The organism is Halorubrum sp. B52 (assembly GCF_059752555.1).
In genome coordinates this window covers 96,078-114,909 of sequence record NZ_MWTG01000012.1, presented here as the reverse complement: position 1 = coordinate 114,909, position 18,832 = coordinate 96,078, and the positions used below count along the sequence as shown (strand labels likewise).

Below are 18,832 nucleotides of genomic sequence, written 5' to 3'. Positions count from 1 at the left end.
CGCATCTGTAAATTTCATTCAATACATGCGAGGTCTGAGAGATGCTGATATTGTGCCGACGATCGGCGTGGCGCTGAGTGTGGTTTGCTTATACGGAAGCGTGGTGGGATTGCCGGTTGAGGGACTGTCCGCGACCGGTCAACGCGTGCTCGGACTGTTCTTTTTCGCACTAATAATGTGGCTGACGAAACCCGTTCCCTTCGTGATCTCGAGTCTCACGACCGTCGCGCTTCTGTACGTGTTGGGTCTTGTCGATTCGTTCGCCGTGGCTGCCAGCGGCTTCTCGTCGCGGCTCATTTTCTTTCTGATTATTCTACTGCTTCTCGGGAATACGATCTCCAAGGTCGGGCTGGACGAGATGATCGCGCGGCGGCTGCTCGTGGCCGACTCACCAGCGGAGACGATCCGGCTGGCCGCCGCTGGACTACTCGCGCTTTCGTTCATGATGCCGTCGGCGCTAGCACGGACCGTTGCATTTCTACCCATCTTCGAAGAGCTCGACGAACTCTGGGACGTCTCGGACGACGAGAACTTCCTCCTCAACGCTCATCTGATCCTCGGACACGTCAACCCGGTCGCGTCGATGGGACTCATGACTGGCGGGGGAATGGCGATTCTCTCGTCGGAGTTCATCCGCTCGTCCGTAACTGACATCTCTTGGCTGGACTGGGCGGTGTTGATGCTGCCGCCGACCGTGCTCATCTTTGGCCTTGCAGTTGGGACGATTCTCTTCATACACCCTGTCGGCGCCGCATCGGCGTCCGCACCGCGGGAGGAGCTCTCACCTGTGGCCGGATTTGACCGGGATCAACGAATCGTCATCAGCGTGATGATCGCGGTTATCCTCCTCTGGATCATTGGATCGTTCGTCGGGATTCCGACGATTCTCCCTCCCACTGCAGCGCTCCTCTTCCTCGCGTTACCGGGACTCAGAATCGTTACCGGCGACGATATGACGACGATCAGTTGGGGGATCATTTTCGTCTTCGGGACGATGTTCTCCTTGCTCGGCGTACTGGAGTCGTCCGGCGTCCTCTCGTGGGTAATCGGAAACGCGGAGCAAGCCCTTCCGTTCGGTGCTCTTCCCCATTGGCAGACCGTCGCGCTCCTGTTGGCGTTAGCGTTCGTCGTTCGACTGTTCTTCTCGACGGCCTCGGCGTCGCTCCTCGTATTATTCCCGGTGATGTTACGTTTTGCTGACACGTTTAACATCAACGCGCTGTTCCTCTCGCTGTCGCTGCTGATGGTAGTCGGCTGCTCGACCGTGTTCCCGTTCAACACGACGACGGTGCTTCTGACCTACGATAAGGGGCCGATGTCCTCGCTCGACGTGATGGTGACGGGGCTGATCACGACGGGGTACGCTATCCTCGCGATCGTACTCTGTTGGACCCTCTACTGGCCACTGGTCACCTGAAAAAGACGCACGAGGCGCAGTCGGCGAGGGGATCGCCGGCGACTGTACTCGGAGTCCCTCTCGAGCCTACAGAAACTTCTCGGTGAGCAGGCGGCCGTTTTCCACGACGGTTTCTCCGTCTAGCTCGACCGTTGGCGTGCGAACGACGCCGTCCAGATGAATGTCGCTCTTCCTGGTCCCACCGAGCGACTCGTTGTCGCCGATTGCGAAGTGGACCGTCCCGCTCCGCTTTTTGTCCTCCGCGAGGTTGCCGATAAGCTTCGCCTTCGGGTTCGTTCCCATCGCAAACTCGGCGAGGTTCCCCGCGTTCTCGTCGCTCTGATCGATCAGTTCGCGAAGCTCGTCCGCCTGACTACCGCCGTCGACGTCGCTCACGAAGCCGTCTTCGATCTCCAGCGTGATCGGCTCATCGAGCTGACCGAGGTTGTCCATCGACACGTCGATGACGATCGTTCCGTTCGCCGTGTCCTCCTTCGGGTGGGTCGGGGACTCTCCCGGGGGTAACGTGGCGAAGCCCTCCGCCTCGTGATAGTATCCGTCGAGCGAGAACGCGCCGCATCCGTCGACGCTGAAGCTGATGTCCGTTCCCTGCTTGCTCGTGACGCGGACCTCGGAGGCGGCGTCGTGAACGTCCCGAAGCCCCTCAGTGATACGGCGAAGTTCCTCAAAGTCAACGGTCATCGCCCCTTCGACCATCATCTCCTCCGTGACTCCGCGCAGGATCCCGAAGCGGGTTCCCGCCTCGGCGGCGCGTAGCCGCGATCGCGTGTGTGTGATCGCGTGCGTGGTGCACGTGAACGCAACGTCCGCAGCGACCATGGCGTCGGCGACGACGTCCGGCGGCTCGTTCCCGTGACTCTCCAAAAGTGGCATTACCGACATCGTCGTCGTCGCCCCGGCGGCGTTGGCCGCCGTCGCGATGTTTCGGCCGACACCGACCTTCCGAGCGTCCGTAATAACGAGGACCTCCTCACCGGGTTTGACGTTGAGACACTCCTCTACGACCGATGTGGACGCGTCGATCATCTCCAAGTCGAGCATTTGCTCGGGCATACGTCTCACATATCCGCGGGACTGCGCTTAAATCTATGCGTGGACTCAAACGACTCCGAGTTCTGGTCTGATGGGTCCGAAGCGACGGAGGACTACTCAGTAGTGTTGAGAGAGGTCCTGTCCGGCCCAGTACAGATCAAGAGCAGGGCGTTGTCTGCCTCGAACCCGCGTAACGTCTACGACTCCGCTGAGAGATGAATCACCGCGAGGACGAGGCAGGCGACTCCCAGACAGCCGACGAATCCAGCAAAGGCGAGTTCGTAGCTCCACCGGGTGGCAACGACACCGACGTACGTGGGCGCAAAGCTCCCGATTCCGGTCCAGATCGTCTTCATTGCCCCGAGGTCACCGCCCATGCTATCGTTCGGAAACAGACCGATGAGGTACGCCTGCATGACCGGTGGGTACGCGCGGAGTCCGGTCGCGACGACGGCGACGCCGAGAACGGCGATGACCGCGTTTCCGGCCGCGATCAAGACAATGAGACCGCCGATGGCGACGGCGGTCGCGATCACCCCGACAAACACCCGCGAGATGGCGTCTCCTATCCGCCCGGCGAGCGGTCCGACGATGATCGCGATGACGAAGACCGAGGCGAAGGCCCCGCCTGCGAGCACAGGGCTGAACGACTTCTCGACACGCAGGTACGTCGGGAGGAAACCGAGAAACCCCTGCCACGCGAAGGAGACGCAAACGTACGCGAGCAGCAGCGAGCGCGCACGCGAGACGGCCAGTACCCGTCGACCCGTCCCGCCGAGATCGAGCGAGACGCGACCGATCACCCACTCGCCGTCGCCCCATCGTACCAGTGCGAACAACACGACTGCGAGAAGCCCGAGAACCGGGAGAAACGAAAGCTGCCAGACACCGACCGAAACGGCGGCGAGCGTGACGCCGGCGGCGGCACCCGCACCGATAGAACCGGATGCCGATTGAATTCCGAAGACGTGACCGCGGCGCTCGCCGAAGACGTCTGTCAGAAGGGCTCGTGACGGAACAAAGTACAGTCCGGCGCCGAGCCCCACGAGGACGAACCCGACCAGGAGTCCGGCGTACGTCGAGACCACGCTAAGCGCGAGGAAGCCGACTACAAGGGTGGCGAGGCTCACCGTGAGCACCGTCTTCCGCGAGAGCGCATCCGAAATCCGACCGCCGGGATACTGACTGAGCGCGTAGACGAGCCACATGACGGTGAGGCCGAAGCCCGCTGTCGAGGGCGATATCTGTAGGTCCTCGATGAGCGTCGGGATCAGCGGCGGGATCGCCTCCCGACCGAGTCGAACCGCGAGCCATCCGGCCGAGAGGGCGACGAGCACCCGCCCGTCGGCGCCTGCCCAGACGGAGCGGTCGTTCGTTGACACGTCGACCACGATGAGGCACCCGCACTTGGTAGTGGAGATCCCGGCAAACAGGGCGAAAGACTGCGCCTCGGTGGGAATATCTGTGCCGTCACCGTCGCACGCAGCGAAACCTATATTCGTCACTTGGGTCTCGTAGTGGATATGTCGAACGTGTCGAAGCCCACCGGCCAGGGGTCTATTCCCGGCGTACTGTTTCGCGGCGGCACTAGCAAGGGATTCTTCGTCCGAGAGGGGGTTCTCCCTGAGCCCGGAGCGCTCCGTGACGAGCTCATTTTGGAGCTGTTCGGGTCTCCTGACCCGCTGCAGGTCGACGGTATCGGCGGCGCGAAGTCCCACACGAGCAAACTGATGATCGTCGCGCCGGCGGACCGCGAGGACGTCGACGTGGCCTACACGTTCGGGCAGGTCGCCGTCGAGGATCCGGTCGTCGATTGGGGGGGAAACTGCGGCAACCTCACTGGCGCCGTCGGTGCCTTTGCCGTCCACCAAGGGATCGTCGACGCCGAACCGCCGGTCGCCGACCTAACCCTCGTGAACACCAACACCGACACCGTGATCGACCAGACCGTCCCCGTGACAGCTCACGGCCTTGACGTCTACGGCGACTACGCGATCGACGGCGTGCCCGGCACTGGCCCCCGGATCCCATCCCGCTTCCGCGATCCGGCTGGCGGTGTCACGGGCGCGCTGTTTCCGACGGGGACCCCGGTCGAACGGGTCACCCGCGAGGGTGCCGGTCGAGATGGCGGTGACATCGGCGTGACCTGTTCCGTCGCTGACGTGGGGAATCCCTGCGTCTTCCTGCGGGCGGCCGACTTGGGTCTCGACGGGACCGAACTCCCAGCGGAACTGTCGGAAACGCCGGGGTTGCTCGACGAGTTCGAACGGATCCGCGGTGTCGTCTGCGAACGGCTCGGACTGGTGGACGACGCATCCCGTTCGCGGAGCGAATCACCTGCGGTTCCGCAGATTGCTGTCGTCTCTGAACCGCAGTCGTACGACTCTTCCGTGGACACGCACGTCTCGGCGGACGAGATCGACATCACAGCCCGAATCGTCACCTCCGGGACGCCTCACCACGCCTACGCCGTCACCGGTGCAATGTGTCTCGCTGCGACCGCGTCTCTGCCGGGAACGGTCCCGAATGAGGTTGTCCGTCGGGAGACGGACGACTCGGTCGTTATCGGTCACCCCAAGGGAAAAATCGAGATCGGCGTTGAAGTTGCCGAGAATCCGATGCAAACCGCCCCCGGCCGCGACGTTGACGACGAGGGATCAGACCCGCAAATTGAGGCTGTCACGGTCGGACGGACCGCCCGCCCGCTGTTCACCGGTGAGGCCCAGTACCGGTACATTGGCGACCTGTCACAGCTCGCGCCGGACGCGACGCACTAATCCGAGCGCCCCGGAGTGGGCGGGTCACTTATTTCGGTCTCGTCCGAGAGGGTGATATGGACCTGAAAATTGCGGGTAACGCGGCAGTTGTAACGGCGTCGAGCAGCGGTCTCGGAAAGGCGTCCGCACGGGCTCTTGCCGCGGAGGGCGTCGACGTCGTGGTTAACGGTCGGGACGAGGATCGACTCGCCGAGGCAGTCGAGGATATCCGGGCGGACGCGACCGGGTCGGTGGTGGGTCAACGGGGCAACATCGCCGTTCGGGATGATATCGAGGCCGTCGTGGAGCGGTGCGTCGACGAGTTCGGTCGGTTGGACCACCTCGTCACCAGCGCCGGTGGGCCAGCCAGTAAGTCAACCCTCGAAACCACCGACGAGGACTGGTACGACGCCTTCGACATGCTGGTGATGAGCGTCGTGCGCGCGGTCCGCGCCGGGGAGTCACACTTGTGCGCCGACGGCGGTGGGAGCATCGTCAACATCACGTCCATGAGCGTCAAGGAGCCGTCAAGTACACTCGTGCTGTCTGCCTCGGTGCGGATGGCGGTCGCCGGGCTCGAAAAGACGCTCTCTCGCGAGCTCGCACCCGACGTCAGATCGAACATGGTGCTCCCGCGAAGCATCGAGACGGAGCGGATCCGCTCGCTCGGAGAGGCGGCGATCGAGCGGGGCGAGTACGACACCTACGAAGAGGTGATCGCCGACCGCGCGAGCGACAGTCCGCTCGGGCGGCTCGGGAGTCCGGAGGAACTCGGCGACCTCGTTGCGTTTCTCTGTTCCGACCGCGCGAGCTATCTTAACGGGACGGCGATCTCCGTCGACGGCGGTGTCAGTCGATCGACGTTGTAGCTGTGGATGACCGGCTCATCGTTTCTCGCCGCCGTGTGACGTCATCCCGGTGTCCTTCTCCCGTAACCGGCTGTTGCCAGTACGACTAAGTACGGCCTCGACGTTGAGCCGAGGCGAGTTTGCATGAGCGACACTCCGGACAGCCCCCCACCGCGCGAGCGGCGGGCGGTCGACACCAGTGATCAGGCGTACGGCTCAGACTACATCACCGACTTCCTGAAGGGGTACGGCTTCGAGTTCGTCTCTTTTAATCCCGGATCGTCGTTTCGGGGGATCGAGGAGTCGCTGGTCAACTACAACGATGAGGACCCGCCGATAATCGAGGTACCCCACGAGGGGCTCTCGGTGGCGATCGCCCACGGACACGCCAAGGCGACCGGCGAGCCGGCGCTGTGCATCCTTCACAACGTTGTCGGGACTCTTCACGGGACGATGGGCATTTTCAACGCGTACTGCGACCGCGTCCCGGTCGTCGCGCTGGCGGGGACCGGCCCGGTCCAGAAGTCGAAACGGCGACCCTTTTTCGACTGGATCCACACCGCACAGATTCAGGGGAACCTCGTGCGCGGATACACGAAGTGGGACGACCAGCCGGTCGACGTCGACGGCGTTGCCGAGTCGCTTCTGAACGCGATCAACATCGCCGACTCGAAGACGAAGGGGCCGACGTACGTGGCTCTGGACCATCAGATTCAGGAGGCGGAGCTCGACGAGCCGATTCCGCTTCCCGACTTCGAGAAATTCGAAACGCCCTCGCGGATCGCACCCGATCCCGAGGCCATCGAGCGGGCGGCTGACCGTCTCGTTGACGCCGACTTTCCCGTTATCCTCTCGGACGCCGTCGGTGATTCCCGAGAGGCGGTCGACGCGCTCGTGGATCTGGCTGAATCGCTCGCCGCCCCGGTGTTCCACTCGCACCGGGTCGGCACGCCGCACCGTTATAACTTCCCGAACACCCATCCGCTTGATCTGGCCGGCACGGAACGGTATCGCGACGCCGACGCCGTCCTTGCGCTCGATGTGTGGAGCTCGAATTACACCCTCACCGACACCGAACCGGTCACTCACAACCAGACGGAGTCTGTGAAAGACGAGTTCGCGCTCATCGACGTCGGGACCCACAACACGCGTCCGTCCGGACTGGTGTCTGACCAGTTCGCACTGCGCGAGACGGACCTCTCGATAACCGCCGATACGGCACTCGCGGTCCCCCAGCTTCGCGACGCCGTCCAATCCCGGCTCGACGACGACGCTGAAGCGCGCGAGCGGGTGAGAGCCCGTCGCGCGACGATCGACGACGCCCACGAAACTCAGCGCGCGGCGTGGCAGGACGAGGCCGAGGCGGCGTGGGACGAGACGCCTATTTCGCTGCCCCGCGTAGCCGGGGAGATCTGGGATGTCATCGAGGACGAGGAGTGGGTGCTCACGAACGGGACGTTCCGCGGTTGGGCCTACAAGCTGTGGGACATCGACGAGTACGACCAGTATATCGGCAGCTACTCCGGCGGCGGCGGCATCGGGCAGGGAATCGGCCAGGCGATCGGTGGCGCGTTGGCCTACCAGGAGACGGACCGGGTCCCGATAAACCTCCAACCCGACGGCGACCTGATGTTCTACCCCGGTGGCCTCTGGACGATCGGCCACTACGGGCTACCCATCTTCACCGTCGTCCACAACAACGGCTCGCTGTACAATTCTACAAGCCACCGGATGACACTTGCCGAACACCGTGGACGGGACGCGAGCTTCGAGAGCGCTCTGGTGGGCACCGGACTGTACGAGCCGACTCCGGACTACGCGACGATGGCGGAATCGATGGGTGTGAAAGGATTCGGCCCCGTCGAGGACCCGGACGAGCTCGGAACGACCCTGCGCGAGGCCTGGGAGGTCGTCAAGGCCGGTGACCCGGTGCTCGTCGACGTCGTCTGTCAGCCGCGCTGATCAGACGAGCCGGAACGGGTCCGAGACCTCGTCATCGGTCTCGACCCAGACGCTTTTGGTCTGTACGTACTCCTCTATCGCCTCTATCCCCTTTTCGACCCCCATTCCGCTTTGCTTGAACCCGCCGAACGGCATCGTGAAAGACGATTTCCGGTAGGTGTTGAGCCATACTACGCCCGCCTCCAACGCGTCGGCCATCCGATGGCCGCGCTGAATGTCCTTCGTCCACACGCCCGACGCGAGCCCGAACTCGGAATCGTTCGCTTTCTCGATGACCTCGTCCTCGGTTTCGAACGTGAGGACCGCCAAGACCGGACCGAACACTTCCTCGCGCGCGATCGCCATGTCGTTCGTTACGTCGGTCAGGATAGTCGGCGGATAAAACGGCCCATCGGGGACGTCACGCTCCGGGCCGCCGGTCAAGAGCGTTGCTCCGTCGTCTAGGGCGCGCTCGACGTGTTCTTCGACACCGTCCAGTTGGGTCTCCGAGACGATCGGTCCCATCTCCGTCTCCTCGTCAAGCGGATCGCCGAGATCGATCCGTTCGGTCCGCTCGACCAGCCGGTCTAAGAACGGTTCGGCGATCTCTTCGTGGAGGAACAACCGCGACCCGGCGATACAGGTCTGTCCGCTGGCGGCGAAGATTCCCTTGATCGCGCCCGTCACCGCGTTCTCAAGGTCAGCATCCGGAAACACGATATTCGGACTCTTTCCACCGAGTTCCAGGGTGCTCGGGACGATGTTCTCGGCCGCAGCGGTCGCAACCGCGCGTCCCGCCTCGGGGCCGCCGGTCAACGCCACCCGATCGATGTCGTTGTGGCCCGCGAGCGCTGCGCCCGCCTCGGCGAAACCCGTCACCACGTTGAGTGCGCCAGACGGGAACCCTGCATCGTCCGCCAGCTCCGCAAGCCTGAGCGCCGAGACCGGCGCCAGCTCGGACGGCTTCAACACCACCGTGTTGCCGGCCGCGATGGCCGGGGCGATCTTGTAGGTCGCCAGCGACAGCGGCGAGTTCCACGTCGTAATCGCCCCGACGACGCCGTACGGTTCGGGGACCGTGTATCCGAAGAAGCCGTCCTGTTCGATCGGCATCGTGTCGCCTTGCAGCTTATCGGCGAGCCCGCCGTAGTACCGGTACCAGTCCGGAAGACTCTCGACTTGACCCCGCATCTCGCGAATCAGCTTCCCGTTCGACAGCGTCTCCAGCGCGGCGAGTTCTTCGGTGTGCGCTTCGATCTCATCAGCGAGCGCGAATAGCAGCTCCCCTCTCTCAGTCGCCGAGAGAGACCGCCAAGAGTCGCTCTCGTAACGCCGCCGAGCGGCCGCCACGGCGTCGTTGACGTCTGTTGCCGTCGCCTCGGGAACCGACGCCCACACCGTCTTTTGGTACGGATAGGAAACGTCGAACCGTTCGCCGCCGGCAGCTTCTGTCGGCTCCCCGTCGATGATCATCTGATACTCCTGACGCTGAGACAGCAACTCATTTGCTTCCATACGACCACAATCTGTCCCGATATTGATAACCGTTGAGGTGCGGGGCGGGTAAGGACTATACGTGAGAGCAGTCATGAGAGAGGTATGACCGTCTTGGTCGGAGTCAAAGAAGCGGACGGATCGCGCCAGACACTTGAGGCAGCGGAGACCCTCGCGCGGCAGTTCGACGACGAGTTAGAGGTCCTCCACGTTTTGAGTCGAGACGAGTTCGTTGAGCTCGAACGGACGAGCGTGTCAGAGACTGCAGACGCGGTCGACCCCAACGAGGTTCGGGAGATCGCGGCCTCGATCGCTACGGAGATTGCAGAGCCGGTCGTCGACGAGTTCGTGGCCACCGGTGCGGTGGGTGACGCCGCCAGCGAGCTAGTTTCGCTTGCGAAACGTCGGGACGCACGCTACGTCGTGATCGGCGTTCGGAAGCGATCCGCTGTCGGCAAGGCCGTCTTCGGAAGCACCGCACAGCAAGTCCTCACGAGCGTTGACCGACAGACTCTCGCTGTGCCGCGGTCGGGGGCCACCCAGGATTAAGACGGTATGTGGGCTTGAACTGTCCACCTTGGATCGAGTGATTTGACGCTAGTGGCTCTCCGAGCTGGTTTGCACATTCGTAGGACACCATTTGAGAGTGTGCGCACCGGAGGAACTCTCGTACCCCGGATTACGACTCGAACGCGACCGCCGTGTACCGCTCCGGTGCGCCGTCCCCGTCGAGCATCCCGAAAACGCTGTTGACCAGCGCGTCGATGCTGAGTGTCCGGCTTTCCGTGGTCGTCGCGGCGACGTGAGGCGTGGCAATCACGTTGTCGAACTCGTGGAACGGAGCGTCTCGCGGCAGGGGCTCGGTCTCGAACACGTCGAGGCCGGCACCGGCGATCTCGTCGGCCTCGAGCGCGTCTATTAGTGCGGACTCGGAAACGACCGGTCCCCGTGCGGTGTTCACCAGTATTGCCGACTCCTGCATCCGGTCCAGTTCAGGGGCGCCGATCAGTCCCTCCGTCTCGTCCGTCAACTCGGCGTTGACGGTGACGATGTCGCTTCGCTCGAGGAGATCCTCTAAGTCGGTCAACTCCGCCCCGGTGATGTCGGTATCCTCCTCGAAGACGTACGGGTCGTACGTGAGCACATTCGTCGTGAGCCCCGAAAAGAAGGCGGCGACGCGGCTTCCGATGTCGCCGAAACCGACCACGCCAACGGTCTTACCGTGGACCGAGGTACTCAGTTCGGTCTCGTTTCGCCACCCGCCGGCCGCCAGCAATTCGTCGTTTCGGAGGATATCACGCGAGACCGCCAGCGCGAGTCCCACGGTGTACTCGGCCACCGCCGCCGCGTTCAGTCCCGGCGTGTACGTCACACCGATCCCCAACTCGGACGCGGCGTCGAGATCGACGTTGTCGAGACCAGTACCGATCTTCCCAATGACCTCGAGTTCGTCGGCCGCCTCTAGGACCCGCTTTGAGATTGGAAGGCGTGAAGTGGTGAACAACACAGAGACACCATCAAGCGCCTCTATCACCGCTTCTTCGGTGGATTCGACCCCGATATCGAGGTCGAATCGATCTCCGACCTTCTCTTTCAACGCCTCTTCGGGCTGTAAGTCCTGATCGACGAGCGCCCGTCTCATCGCTTTCCCGCCATGGAATATTGTCCGTGAGTCCGGTTCATCTGTCGCTCAGAAAAACGTGAACTCCCCGTCTTCGAGCACGACTTCGCCGTCGAGCTCGAGCGTCGGCTCGGCCATCATCGCGTCGAAGTGGACGGGTGCGCGAGTCGTTCCACCGAGATTGCTGCTCGTGCCGATACCGAAGTGGACGTTACCGTAGCGGCCGTGGTCGTTGGAGAACCAGCCGTTGAATTCGGGACACTCGGGATTCATACCGACGGCCAACTGGGCAATGTTGTACACGGCGGGGTCGTCGTGGTCCGCCCAGACGTCCGCGATGCGCTTCGCCTCTTTGCCGCCGTCGACAGAGGTGACCGCCCCGTCTTCAATCTCCATTGTAACGGGCGACTCTAAGACGCCGATATCAAGGTTAGGGATGGCGCCATCGAAGACGACCGTCCCGTTCGTGGTTCCCTCTACGGGAGAGATGTTGGCCTCGATGTGAACGAGCGCCGTGAACTCCCCGGACTCGTGGGCGATCCCCGGATGGGCGTTGCCGTCACGCCCCTCGAGCCCGACCGTCACGTCGGTCCCTTGCGGGGACGTGATTCTGGCTTCGTCGGCGTCGCCGAACTTTTTCGCCATCTCCTCGCAGTGCGGCCGCATTCCCTCGTAGTCAGCGTAGAGACCGCCGTGGACCAGCTGTTCGTCGGTGAACTTCACCATGCTGATCACCCGTGCACCGGCCTCTTTGGCCTCTGCTGTCGCACTGGAGTGGGTGATGGAACGGTGGACGGGTGTGATGATCACGTCCGCTTCGAGCATGGCCGCCGCGACCGACGGTTCGGGCTCATTGCCGTCGTACTCGCGCGGGTCCATCATCGTCATCGTGACATTTGCGTCGCGCTCGTTCGCGGCCGCGGCGACGCGCTCGGCGACGTCTGCGACTTCCCAGTCCGAGACGACGAGGACGTCCTCGCCCGGCTGGATACCCGCACAGGTGTCGACCACAATGCTCGCGCCTTTCATCTCTTGGACTGAGTCCATACCTCCAGACAGTCCGTAAGTGCTTATAAAAGTGTGTCTCTCGGCGGAATCGACAGCGGCGCGGTCAGTCGTCAGCCTCCGCTCCCGCGGCTCCGTTCTTCAGCTCGTCGGCCGCCGATTCGGCGGCGATTTTCCCGTAGACAGCGGCGTTGGTCAACCCCGTGCCGCCGGGATAATTGTCGTAGAACAGTCCGCCGACGCTGTTCCCCGCAGCGTACAGGCCGGGGATGGTCTCTTCGCGCGTGTCGAGCACCTCAGCATCGGTCGTCGTGGCGACGCCACCGAATGCGAAGGTGATCCCGCCGGTGAGCGGGTACCCGACGTACGGCGGGTTATCGAGCGGGACGGCCCAGTTGGATTTGGGTGGCTCGATCCCCTCGGCATTGTTGCCATCCAGCGTCTCGGGGTCGAAATCGGGGTCATCCGGACAGGCATTGTTGTACGCTTCTACGGTTTCCTGTCCTTTCTCGGGGTTCTTGCAGCCGAGTTCTTCGAGCACCTCGGCGACCGTGTCGGCGTACACCGGGTCGGACGGTCCCTGCGGCCAGAGGTACTCCTCCATCTCGCTGTCGGCGATCAGGAACACCTCGTGGTCTTCCTCTTCGAAGAACAGGCGGCCGAACTTCGCATACGTGTGTGCGCGGGCGTCCTGCCCCTCGTCGACAAAGCGCTCTCCGTCGTGGTTGAGAACGACGCAGTACTGGTAGCCGTCGATTCGGTTCGCACCGCCTCGGGCCGGCGGTGAGTTCCCGTCGATGAGGCTCATGTGAGCGCCGCTCCACTGACCCGTCGCCTTCGCTCCGATATCTAGCGCCATGTCGATGGGGCCGCCCGTGTTGTACGGGCTCCCGCGGACGGTCATCTCGTCGTAGCCGTCGCCGTAGTACACCGTCCGCTTCCGTTCGTCGGACTCGTACCCGCCGCTGGCGATCACTACGGTGTCGGCCTCGTAGGTGACCCGTTCGCCGTCGACGAGCGCCTCGACGCCCGTCACTCGTCGTTCGGCCTCGTCATCGCTCTCCTTGAGGTCGCGCGCCTCCGCGTTGTAGACGATCGTCCCGCCGAGCTCCTCGATGCGCTCGACGAGCGTCGGAACCAGCTCCTCGCCGTCGATGAACGTCCGTGCTACCGTGTAGCCCACGTGAGGGGGCTCCATATTCCAGTCGACCCCGTGGTCCGTGAGCCACTCGGCGGTGGGAGAGGCACGATCCACCAGCGTACGAGCTATCTCCGGGTCGGCCTTCCCGCTCGTCTGATGCATAATGTCCTCGTAGTAGTCGTCCGCGCTGTAGTCCGAAATATCGAACTCGTAACCCCGTTCCGGAAGCCCCGAGTCCGCGGACGGAACGCGAAATGACTGGACATACCGCGTTTGGCCGCCGCGCTCCTCGCGAGGCGTCTTTTCGAGCAAAACCGGATTCAGGTCGAGCTCCGCGGCCCGAAGCCCGGTGGCGAGTCCGGCCATACCACACCCCACCACAACGAGGTCATGATCGTCGATAACGTGCATCTCGCCTCTCGGTATGAATGGTATTTATTAAACCCTTTTGTTCCACCAATTTGTGTTAGAAATACTGAATTAGATCCAAGAGCTCCGAGCCGTCAGCTCGCCCTCGTTCGACGACGGCCACGATCAGGGTAAAATAGATAAGCGCGCACAGGAGAGCACGTAGGTAGATGACAGAACCAGTCTACTCCGATCTCACCGTAGTCGTTCGGAAGCGAGTCCGCTGGCTACAGACCGATTGGTCCGTTAGATCGATTCTACCGGTCTCTCCCGTAGTGACATCTCAGGTGGGGGTTGATCCGCTGTGAGCGATCAGCGATCGCTTGAGTGTGCCGTCGTTCGGGGAGGGACGAGCAAGGGCGTCTTTCTCCGCCGGGAGGAACTCCCTGAGACGGACCGCGATGCGGCCATCCTTTCGCTGTTCGGGAGCCCGGACCCACGACAAATCGACGGACTGGGCGGTGCGACCTCGACGACGTCGAAGCTCATGGTGGTCGGCGATGCCGAGGTCCCGAACGCGGACGTCTCGTACACGTTCGGCCAAGTGGCCGTAGAGGATCCGGTCATCGACTGGAGCGGCAACTGCGGGAACCTCACCTGTGCGATCGGCGCCTTCGCGATTGATGAGGGATTCGTCGACCCCGTGCCAGACGCCGAGGCGGTCGACTTGCAGCTGCATAACACGAACACTGACGCCCGAATCGAACAGCGGGTTCCGCTTGCAGATGGGAACGCCGCGACGGACGGCGACTTCGAAATTCACGGAGTTCCCGGGACAGGCGCCCGAATCGACACGACGTTCCTCGATCCGGCCGGCTCGTTGACCGAGGGGCTTTACCCGCTAGGGGGTCCGACCATCGAACGAACGATCGACGGACGAACGCTCGAATTGTCCGTTGTTGACGTCACGACGCCGATCGCATTTGTCAAGGCAGCCGATATCGGGCTGACGGCCACGGAGACGCCTGAAGAGATCGACAACGACCCGGACCTCCTCGCAGATTTGGAACGAATTCGTGCCTCAATCTGTGCGGAACTCGGATTCGTCGATGAACCCGAAGACGCGTCGATAGAGTCGCCGGGCTACCCAAAACTCGTGTTTGTTTCGCAGCCGTCCGATTACGAAACTTCCGACGGGCATCGTATGTCCGGCGATGATGTGAATCTCCTCGCCCGCTATCTGTCGATGGGGAAGCTTCATCCGGTGTACGCTGTCACAGGCATTGCCTGTACCGCCGCTGCAGCACGTCTACCGGGAACTGTCGTCGAAGGGGTTGCAAAAAACGCTGCTGAGACGGTCACCGTAGGGCATCCGCGCGGAGCCATGTCAGCGACCGCATCGGTCGATACCGACCCGCATGGAGTCGACAGCGTCACCGTCTATCGGACGCAGAGACGGCTCATGGACGGCACAGGCTACTACTAACGGGAGCGTCCTTCCCCAAGAGACGCGGGACCTTCGATCGAATAGTTCGCGTTCGTGAGGATCGGTTGATTGGTTCTTCTGGAGTTACCCTTCAGATAGGTTCGTTCCGCTCTACCGGCGCTGTCACCTCACTGTTAGGATTCGATGTGAATTTTGACTCGGATTGGCTCGTTACGACGTTCTGTTTCCCGCCATATGAAAAACTGACATACAATAGTGATGGTTGATTCAATGATTAAATTGCATATCCCTATCAAAAAATAATCTTATTTATCTAATTTCGAACTGGAGTAGTCTAGAAACTACGCCTTCACTACTCCTGTTAACAGACCACAACAATTCGGTATGCAGAACCACCAATCAATCCAACTCATCCCGTTCGTTGACGTGCGAACACCCGTATCCTAGCCCATACGCATATTCGGATAGTTTCCCGCCATCCGGGAAATCTAAATAGTATTGTATCCACCATTGAGCCATGACCGACATCAGCGAGAACGATACTGTTTCCACGCTCGATACGGCGCTGTCGATCGTCCACGCTGTCAAGTCTAACGACGAAGTCACGCAGTCGGAAATTGCGACTGAGCTGGATATCTCCACGAGTACAGTCCACCGCCATCTCAACACACTCCGCAAACACGGCTACGTTGTGTGTGAAGGGACGAAGTACAGGCTTGGAATGGAATTCCTGACCCTCGGGGGCCACGTTCAGACGAACAAACAGGTGTTCGACCTCGCGAAACAAAAAGTGGACCAACTCGCCACAGAGACGGGCGAACGAGTTCAGTTTGTCGTCGAAGAAAACGGGCTCAGGTATTACCTATACACACAGTCCGGCAAGAACGCAGTCCAGACAGACGCGAGTATCGGAAAGAACGGCCCTCTCCATGAGGGCGCGTCTAGTAAGGCCATCCTCGCTGAGCTCCCTGAGGAGCGGGTTGAAGAGATCATCGATAGGCGCGGGTTACCAGCGTCGACGGACAAGACGATCACAGATCGTGAAGAGCTGTTCGCAGAACTTGACACGATCCGTGAGTCGGGTGTCGCATTCAACAACGAGGAAGCCACACCCGGACTGCGCGCGGTCGGTGCAGCCGTTTGTGGCCCTAACGGGGCTCCAGTCGGTGGCTTGAGCATCTCTGGGCCTGCGCATCGATTTAAAGGAGAACTCTACAGCGAGGAACTCCCGGACCTTGTCCTCGCCGCGGTAAACGAATTGGAACTGAAGTTGGCCTACGAGATCGATTGAGCGAGTGGGAAACACCCTAACTTGGTGTCAATGATGATCTCACTGCCGTGAGTTATTCCCGCTACACGGGACTCTTAGCGTGGTTGATTTTCGAAGCGTCGGGATACTGTGGCTACCACACCTCCGGATTCACCGACATCTCCAGTAAATAGATATCTCGCCAGTGAGAATTACACTCGTATGAGTGTAATGACTGTCTCCTCGCCAGACCGCTTTCGGAGGGGAGTGGCATCGATAGTATTCAGCTATTCAAACTATCTGATTTGAATACTGATATACTTTTTTATAAATAACATCTGTTAATTTAAGAACACCGATCACGACTACGCAACGTCGATGTATAATCAGAAGAATAAGATCGTTTAAACCGTATTAAACCGGACAAAATCATGATTCAATATAAATTACTAATAATACTATATTCCGTCGTGTTCCTTAAAACGAAATAAATCGATGGCTGAACCTGAAAACAACACATATGAAGTGAATCTAATTTGGTATCTTTAATTATACATATGGTAATAATCATTTAAAACCTTATTCTACTCGTTGACAATCCGATATCGCTTCATCGGGCCAGTCCTAACATTGACGCTCGGGGCACTGCCGTGAGATCAGCGATACCGTTATCATCGCCGACAAGAACGTCTTTGAGCGATTCGCGTTCGCACAGCGGGTCGGACTCGGGAACATGCTTTCGCCGTTCGACTGCTGCCTCGTTGCGCGGGGCATCAAGACGCTACCCGCACGGATGGAACACCACGAGGAGAACGCGATGGCAGTCGCGCGGTTCCTCGAACGCCACGAGCGGGTCGCCCGTGTTCGCTATCCGGGTCTCGAAAGCCACCCGCAACGCGATCTCGCGAGTGAGCAGATGCCGGGGTACAGCGGACTGTTATCCTTCGAGTTCGAGGGTACACGCGTCGAACTCGAGGCGTTCGTCGAGGGACTGGAGGTGTTCACGCCCGGAGCCAGTCTCGGTGGCGCCGAAAGCCTCGTTGCGCTTCCGTCGCTCATGCTTCCCGACGAGTTCAGTCGTAGTGGGGATTCGGCGGCGATACCGAGACGTTGGTCCGGGTATCGTTGGCCTCGAAGACGCCGACGACCTCCGCGAGGATCTTCGGACGGCCCTCCCGTAAGATCACACTCCTCGGCAGCACGGGTGCGTTTGGTTTTCGAGTCCGAGTCGACGCGATCGGCGACGGGGCAACCGGTCAGTCGACGATCGGCTCGGCCAGGTCTAGCGCCGCGTTCGCAAGCACGTTCGACGAGCGGTAGCAGTCCGGCCAGCTAGTGAACTCGTCTTCCGTGTGGCTCTTGCCGCCCTCACTGACCGAGAAAACCATCGCGGCGCCGCAGACGGCGGCGGCGTGGGTAGCGTCGTGACCGGCACCGCTGACCATCCGGCGGCCATCGTAGCCGAGGTGGTCGGCGGCGTCCGCGACGGCCTCGACCGGCCGGTCGGGGAAGTCGACCGTGGGCGAGGCCATCGTGTGCTCGATCTCGTACTCGATGCCCTCGCGGTCGGCCGCCGCGGCCACCTCCGCCTCCATCCGCGCGACGCCCTCGTCGAGGACGGCCTCGTCGGGGTCGCGGATGTCGGTCGTGAGCGTCACCGTCTCGGGGACGGTATTGACCGAGTTGGGCTGGACGGTCAGGGACCCGACCGTCGCGACGGTTCGGTCGCCGAGCGTCCCCGGCAGGCGCCGGATCGCAGTGACGATGTCCGAGGCCGCAACGAGTGCGTCCTCCCGGTAGTTCATCGGCGTCGTCCCGGTGTGATTGGCCTGCCCGTGGAGCGTGATGTCCGCCCACCGGAGGCCGACGATGCCGGTGACGATCCCCACGTCGGCACCGGTTTCCTCCAGAAACGGTCCCTGTTCGGGATGGAGTTCGAGATACGCGTGGTACGGCTCGCGCGGCTCGGCCGGCTCGTCTCCGTGGTAACCGATGCGTTCGAGTTCGTCGAGCAGGCGGGTACCGTCGGCGTCGGTCTTCTCGTACTCGGCCTCGATGTCGTGAGCGCCTGCCCAGACGCCGCTGCCCTGCATCGCGGGCGGGAACCGGGACCCCTCCTCGTTGGTCCAGTTGACCACCTCGACCGGCCGGCGAGTCTCGATCGCCCGGTCGTTCAGCGTGCGGACGAACTCCAGGGCCGCCACGACGCCGAGCGCACCGTCGTAGATACCGCCGTACGGCTGGGAGTCGAGGTGCGAACCCACGAGTAGCGGTTCGGCGTCGGGATCGGCACCTTCCCGACGGGCGAAGGTGTTGCCGAAGGCGTCGACGCGGACGTCCAGCCCGGCGTCCGCAGCACGGTCGACGAACCAGTCACGCACCTCGCGGTCGGCGTCGGAGAGCGCGAGACGGTGGAGCCCGCCGCCCTCCGTCCCACCGATCGCCGCCTGGTCTTCCATCGTCTCGACGAGTCGATCGCGGTCGATGTCGATACGCATGGCCGACCCACGCGCGGCGAGCAACTAAACGTCCC

14 protein-coding genes and 1 pseudogene are annotated in these 18,832 nt (G+C 61.9%); 8 read left to right on the top strand and 7 right to left on the bottom strand.

Annotated features, from left to right (window positions below):
- Positions 1-52 precede the first annotated feature (52 nt).
- Entirely contained in the window at positions 53-1,417 is a 1,365-nt protein-coding gene (locus B4V04_RS16315) for an SLC13 family permease (RefSeq protein WP_498232762.1), read from the top strand.
- Between the two features lie 66 nt (positions 1,418-1,483).
- Here B4V04_RS16315 and B4V04_RS16310 read toward each other — a convergent pair whose 3' ends face one another.
- Positions 1,484-2,470 (bottom strand): aminopeptidase, encoded by a 987-nt coding sequence (locus tag B4V04_RS16310; RefSeq protein ID WP_498232761.1) that lies wholly within the window; start codon positions 2,468-2,470, stop codon positions 1,484-1,486.
- A 176-nt stretch (positions 2,471-2,646) separates the two neighbouring features.
- Positions 2,647-3,831: an MFS transporter gene (locus B4V04_RS16305; RefSeq protein WP_498232760.1), complete on the bottom strand. Its 1,185-nt coding sequence runs from the start codon at positions 3,829-3,831 to the stop codon at positions 2,647-2,649.
- Positions 3,832-3,972: 141 nt separating this feature from the next.
- Between B4V04_RS16305 and B4V04_RS16300 the strand changes: the two genes are divergently transcribed.
- From B4V04_RS16300 to B4V04_RS16290, 3 genes are all read left to right on the top strand, one after another.
- Positions 3,973-5,226 (top strand): 2-methylaconitate cis-trans isomerase PrpF family protein, encoded by a 1,254-nt coding sequence (locus tag B4V04_RS16300; protein ID WP_498232759.1) that lies wholly within the window; start codon positions 3,973-3,975, stop codon positions 5,224-5,226.
- Positions 5,227-5,282: 56 nt separating this feature from the next.
- A complete protein-coding gene (locus B4V04_RS16295) occupies positions 5,283-6,074 on the top strand; it encodes an SDR family oxidoreductase (protein WP_498232758.1) in 792 nt (263 codons plus the stop codon).
- Positions 6,075-6,197: 123 nt separating this feature from the next.
- Positions 6,198-8,015 (top strand): thiamine pyrophosphate-binding protein, encoded by a 1,818-nt coding sequence (locus B4V04_RS16290; protein WP_498232757.1) that lies wholly within the window; start codon positions 6,198-6,200, stop codon positions 8,013-8,015.
- On the opposite strand, the gene B4V04_RS16285 is transcribed toward B4V04_RS16290, so the two are convergent.
- Positions 8,016-9,509: an aldehyde dehydrogenase gene (locus tag B4V04_RS16285; RefSeq protein WP_498232756.1), complete on the bottom strand. Its 1,494-nt coding sequence runs from the start codon at positions 9,507-9,509 to the stop codon at positions 8,016-8,018.
- Between the two features lie 84 nt (positions 9,510-9,593).
- Here B4V04_RS16285 and B4V04_RS16280 point away from each other — a divergent pair, with 84 nt between their 5' ends.
- Positions 9,594-10,037: a universal stress protein gene (locus tag B4V04_RS16280; protein ID WP_498232755.1), complete on the top strand. Its 444-nt coding sequence runs from the start codon at positions 9,594-9,596 to the stop codon at positions 10,035-10,037.
- A gap of 130 nt (positions 10,038-10,167) precedes the next feature.
- Here B4V04_RS16280 and B4V04_RS16275 read toward each other — a convergent pair whose 3' ends face one another.
- The 3 genes from B4V04_RS16275 to tcuA all read right to left on the bottom strand — a co-directional run bounded on the left by B4V04_RS16275 (position 10,168) and on the right by tcuA (position 13,666).
- Complete coding sequence (locus B4V04_RS16275) at positions 10,168-11,130, bottom strand: NAD(P)-dependent oxidoreductase (RefSeq protein WP_498232754.1); 963 nt, start codon at positions 11,128-11,130, stop codon at positions 10,168-10,170.
- Positions 11,131-11,178: 48 nt separating this feature from the next.
- Positions 11,179-12,156 carry an aminopeptidase gene (locus B4V04_RS16270; RefSeq protein ID WP_498232753.1) on the bottom strand — a complete coding sequence of 326 codons (978 nt, stop codon included), beginning with the start codon at positions 12,154-12,156 and terminating at the stop codon, positions 11,179-11,181.
- Between the two features lie 64 nt (positions 12,157-12,220).
- A complete protein-coding gene (gene tcuA / locus B4V04_RS16265) occupies positions 12,221-13,666 on the bottom strand; it encodes an FAD-dependent tricarballylate dehydrogenase TcuA (protein WP_498232752.1) in 1,446 nt (481 codons plus the stop codon).
- A 301-nt stretch (positions 13,667-13,967) separates the two neighbouring features.
- Here tcuA and B4V04_RS16260 point away from each other — a divergent pair, with 301 nt between their 5' ends.
- From B4V04_RS16260 to B4V04_RS16250, 3 genes and pseudogenes are all read left to right on the top strand, one after another.
- Positions 13,968-15,089: a 2-methylaconitate cis-trans isomerase PrpF family protein gene (locus B4V04_RS16260; RefSeq protein WP_498232751.1), complete on the top strand. Its 1,122-nt coding sequence runs from the start codon at positions 13,968-13,970 to the stop codon at positions 15,087-15,089.
- 478 nt (positions 15,090-15,567) lie between these two features.
- Positions 15,568-16,341 carry an IclR family transcriptional regulator gene (locus B4V04_RS16255; protein WP_498232750.1) on the top strand — a complete coding sequence of 258 codons (774 nt, stop codon included), beginning with the start codon at positions 15,568-15,570 and terminating at the stop codon, positions 16,339-16,341.
- A gap of 625 nt (positions 16,342-16,966) precedes the next feature.
- Positions 16,967-17,480 (top strand): annotated as a pseudogene (locus B4V04_RS16250) (PLP-dependent transferase); the annotation flags it as partial.
- 75 nt (positions 17,481-17,555) lie between these two features.
- On the opposite strand, the gene B4V04_RS16245 reads toward B4V04_RS16250, so the two are convergent.
- Complete coding sequence (locus B4V04_RS16245; protein ID WP_498232749.1) at positions 17,556-18,797, bottom strand: Zn-dependent hydrolase; 1,242 nt, start codon at positions 18,795-18,797, stop codon at positions 17,556-17,558.
- Positions 18,798-18,832: the final 35 nt, after the last annotated feature.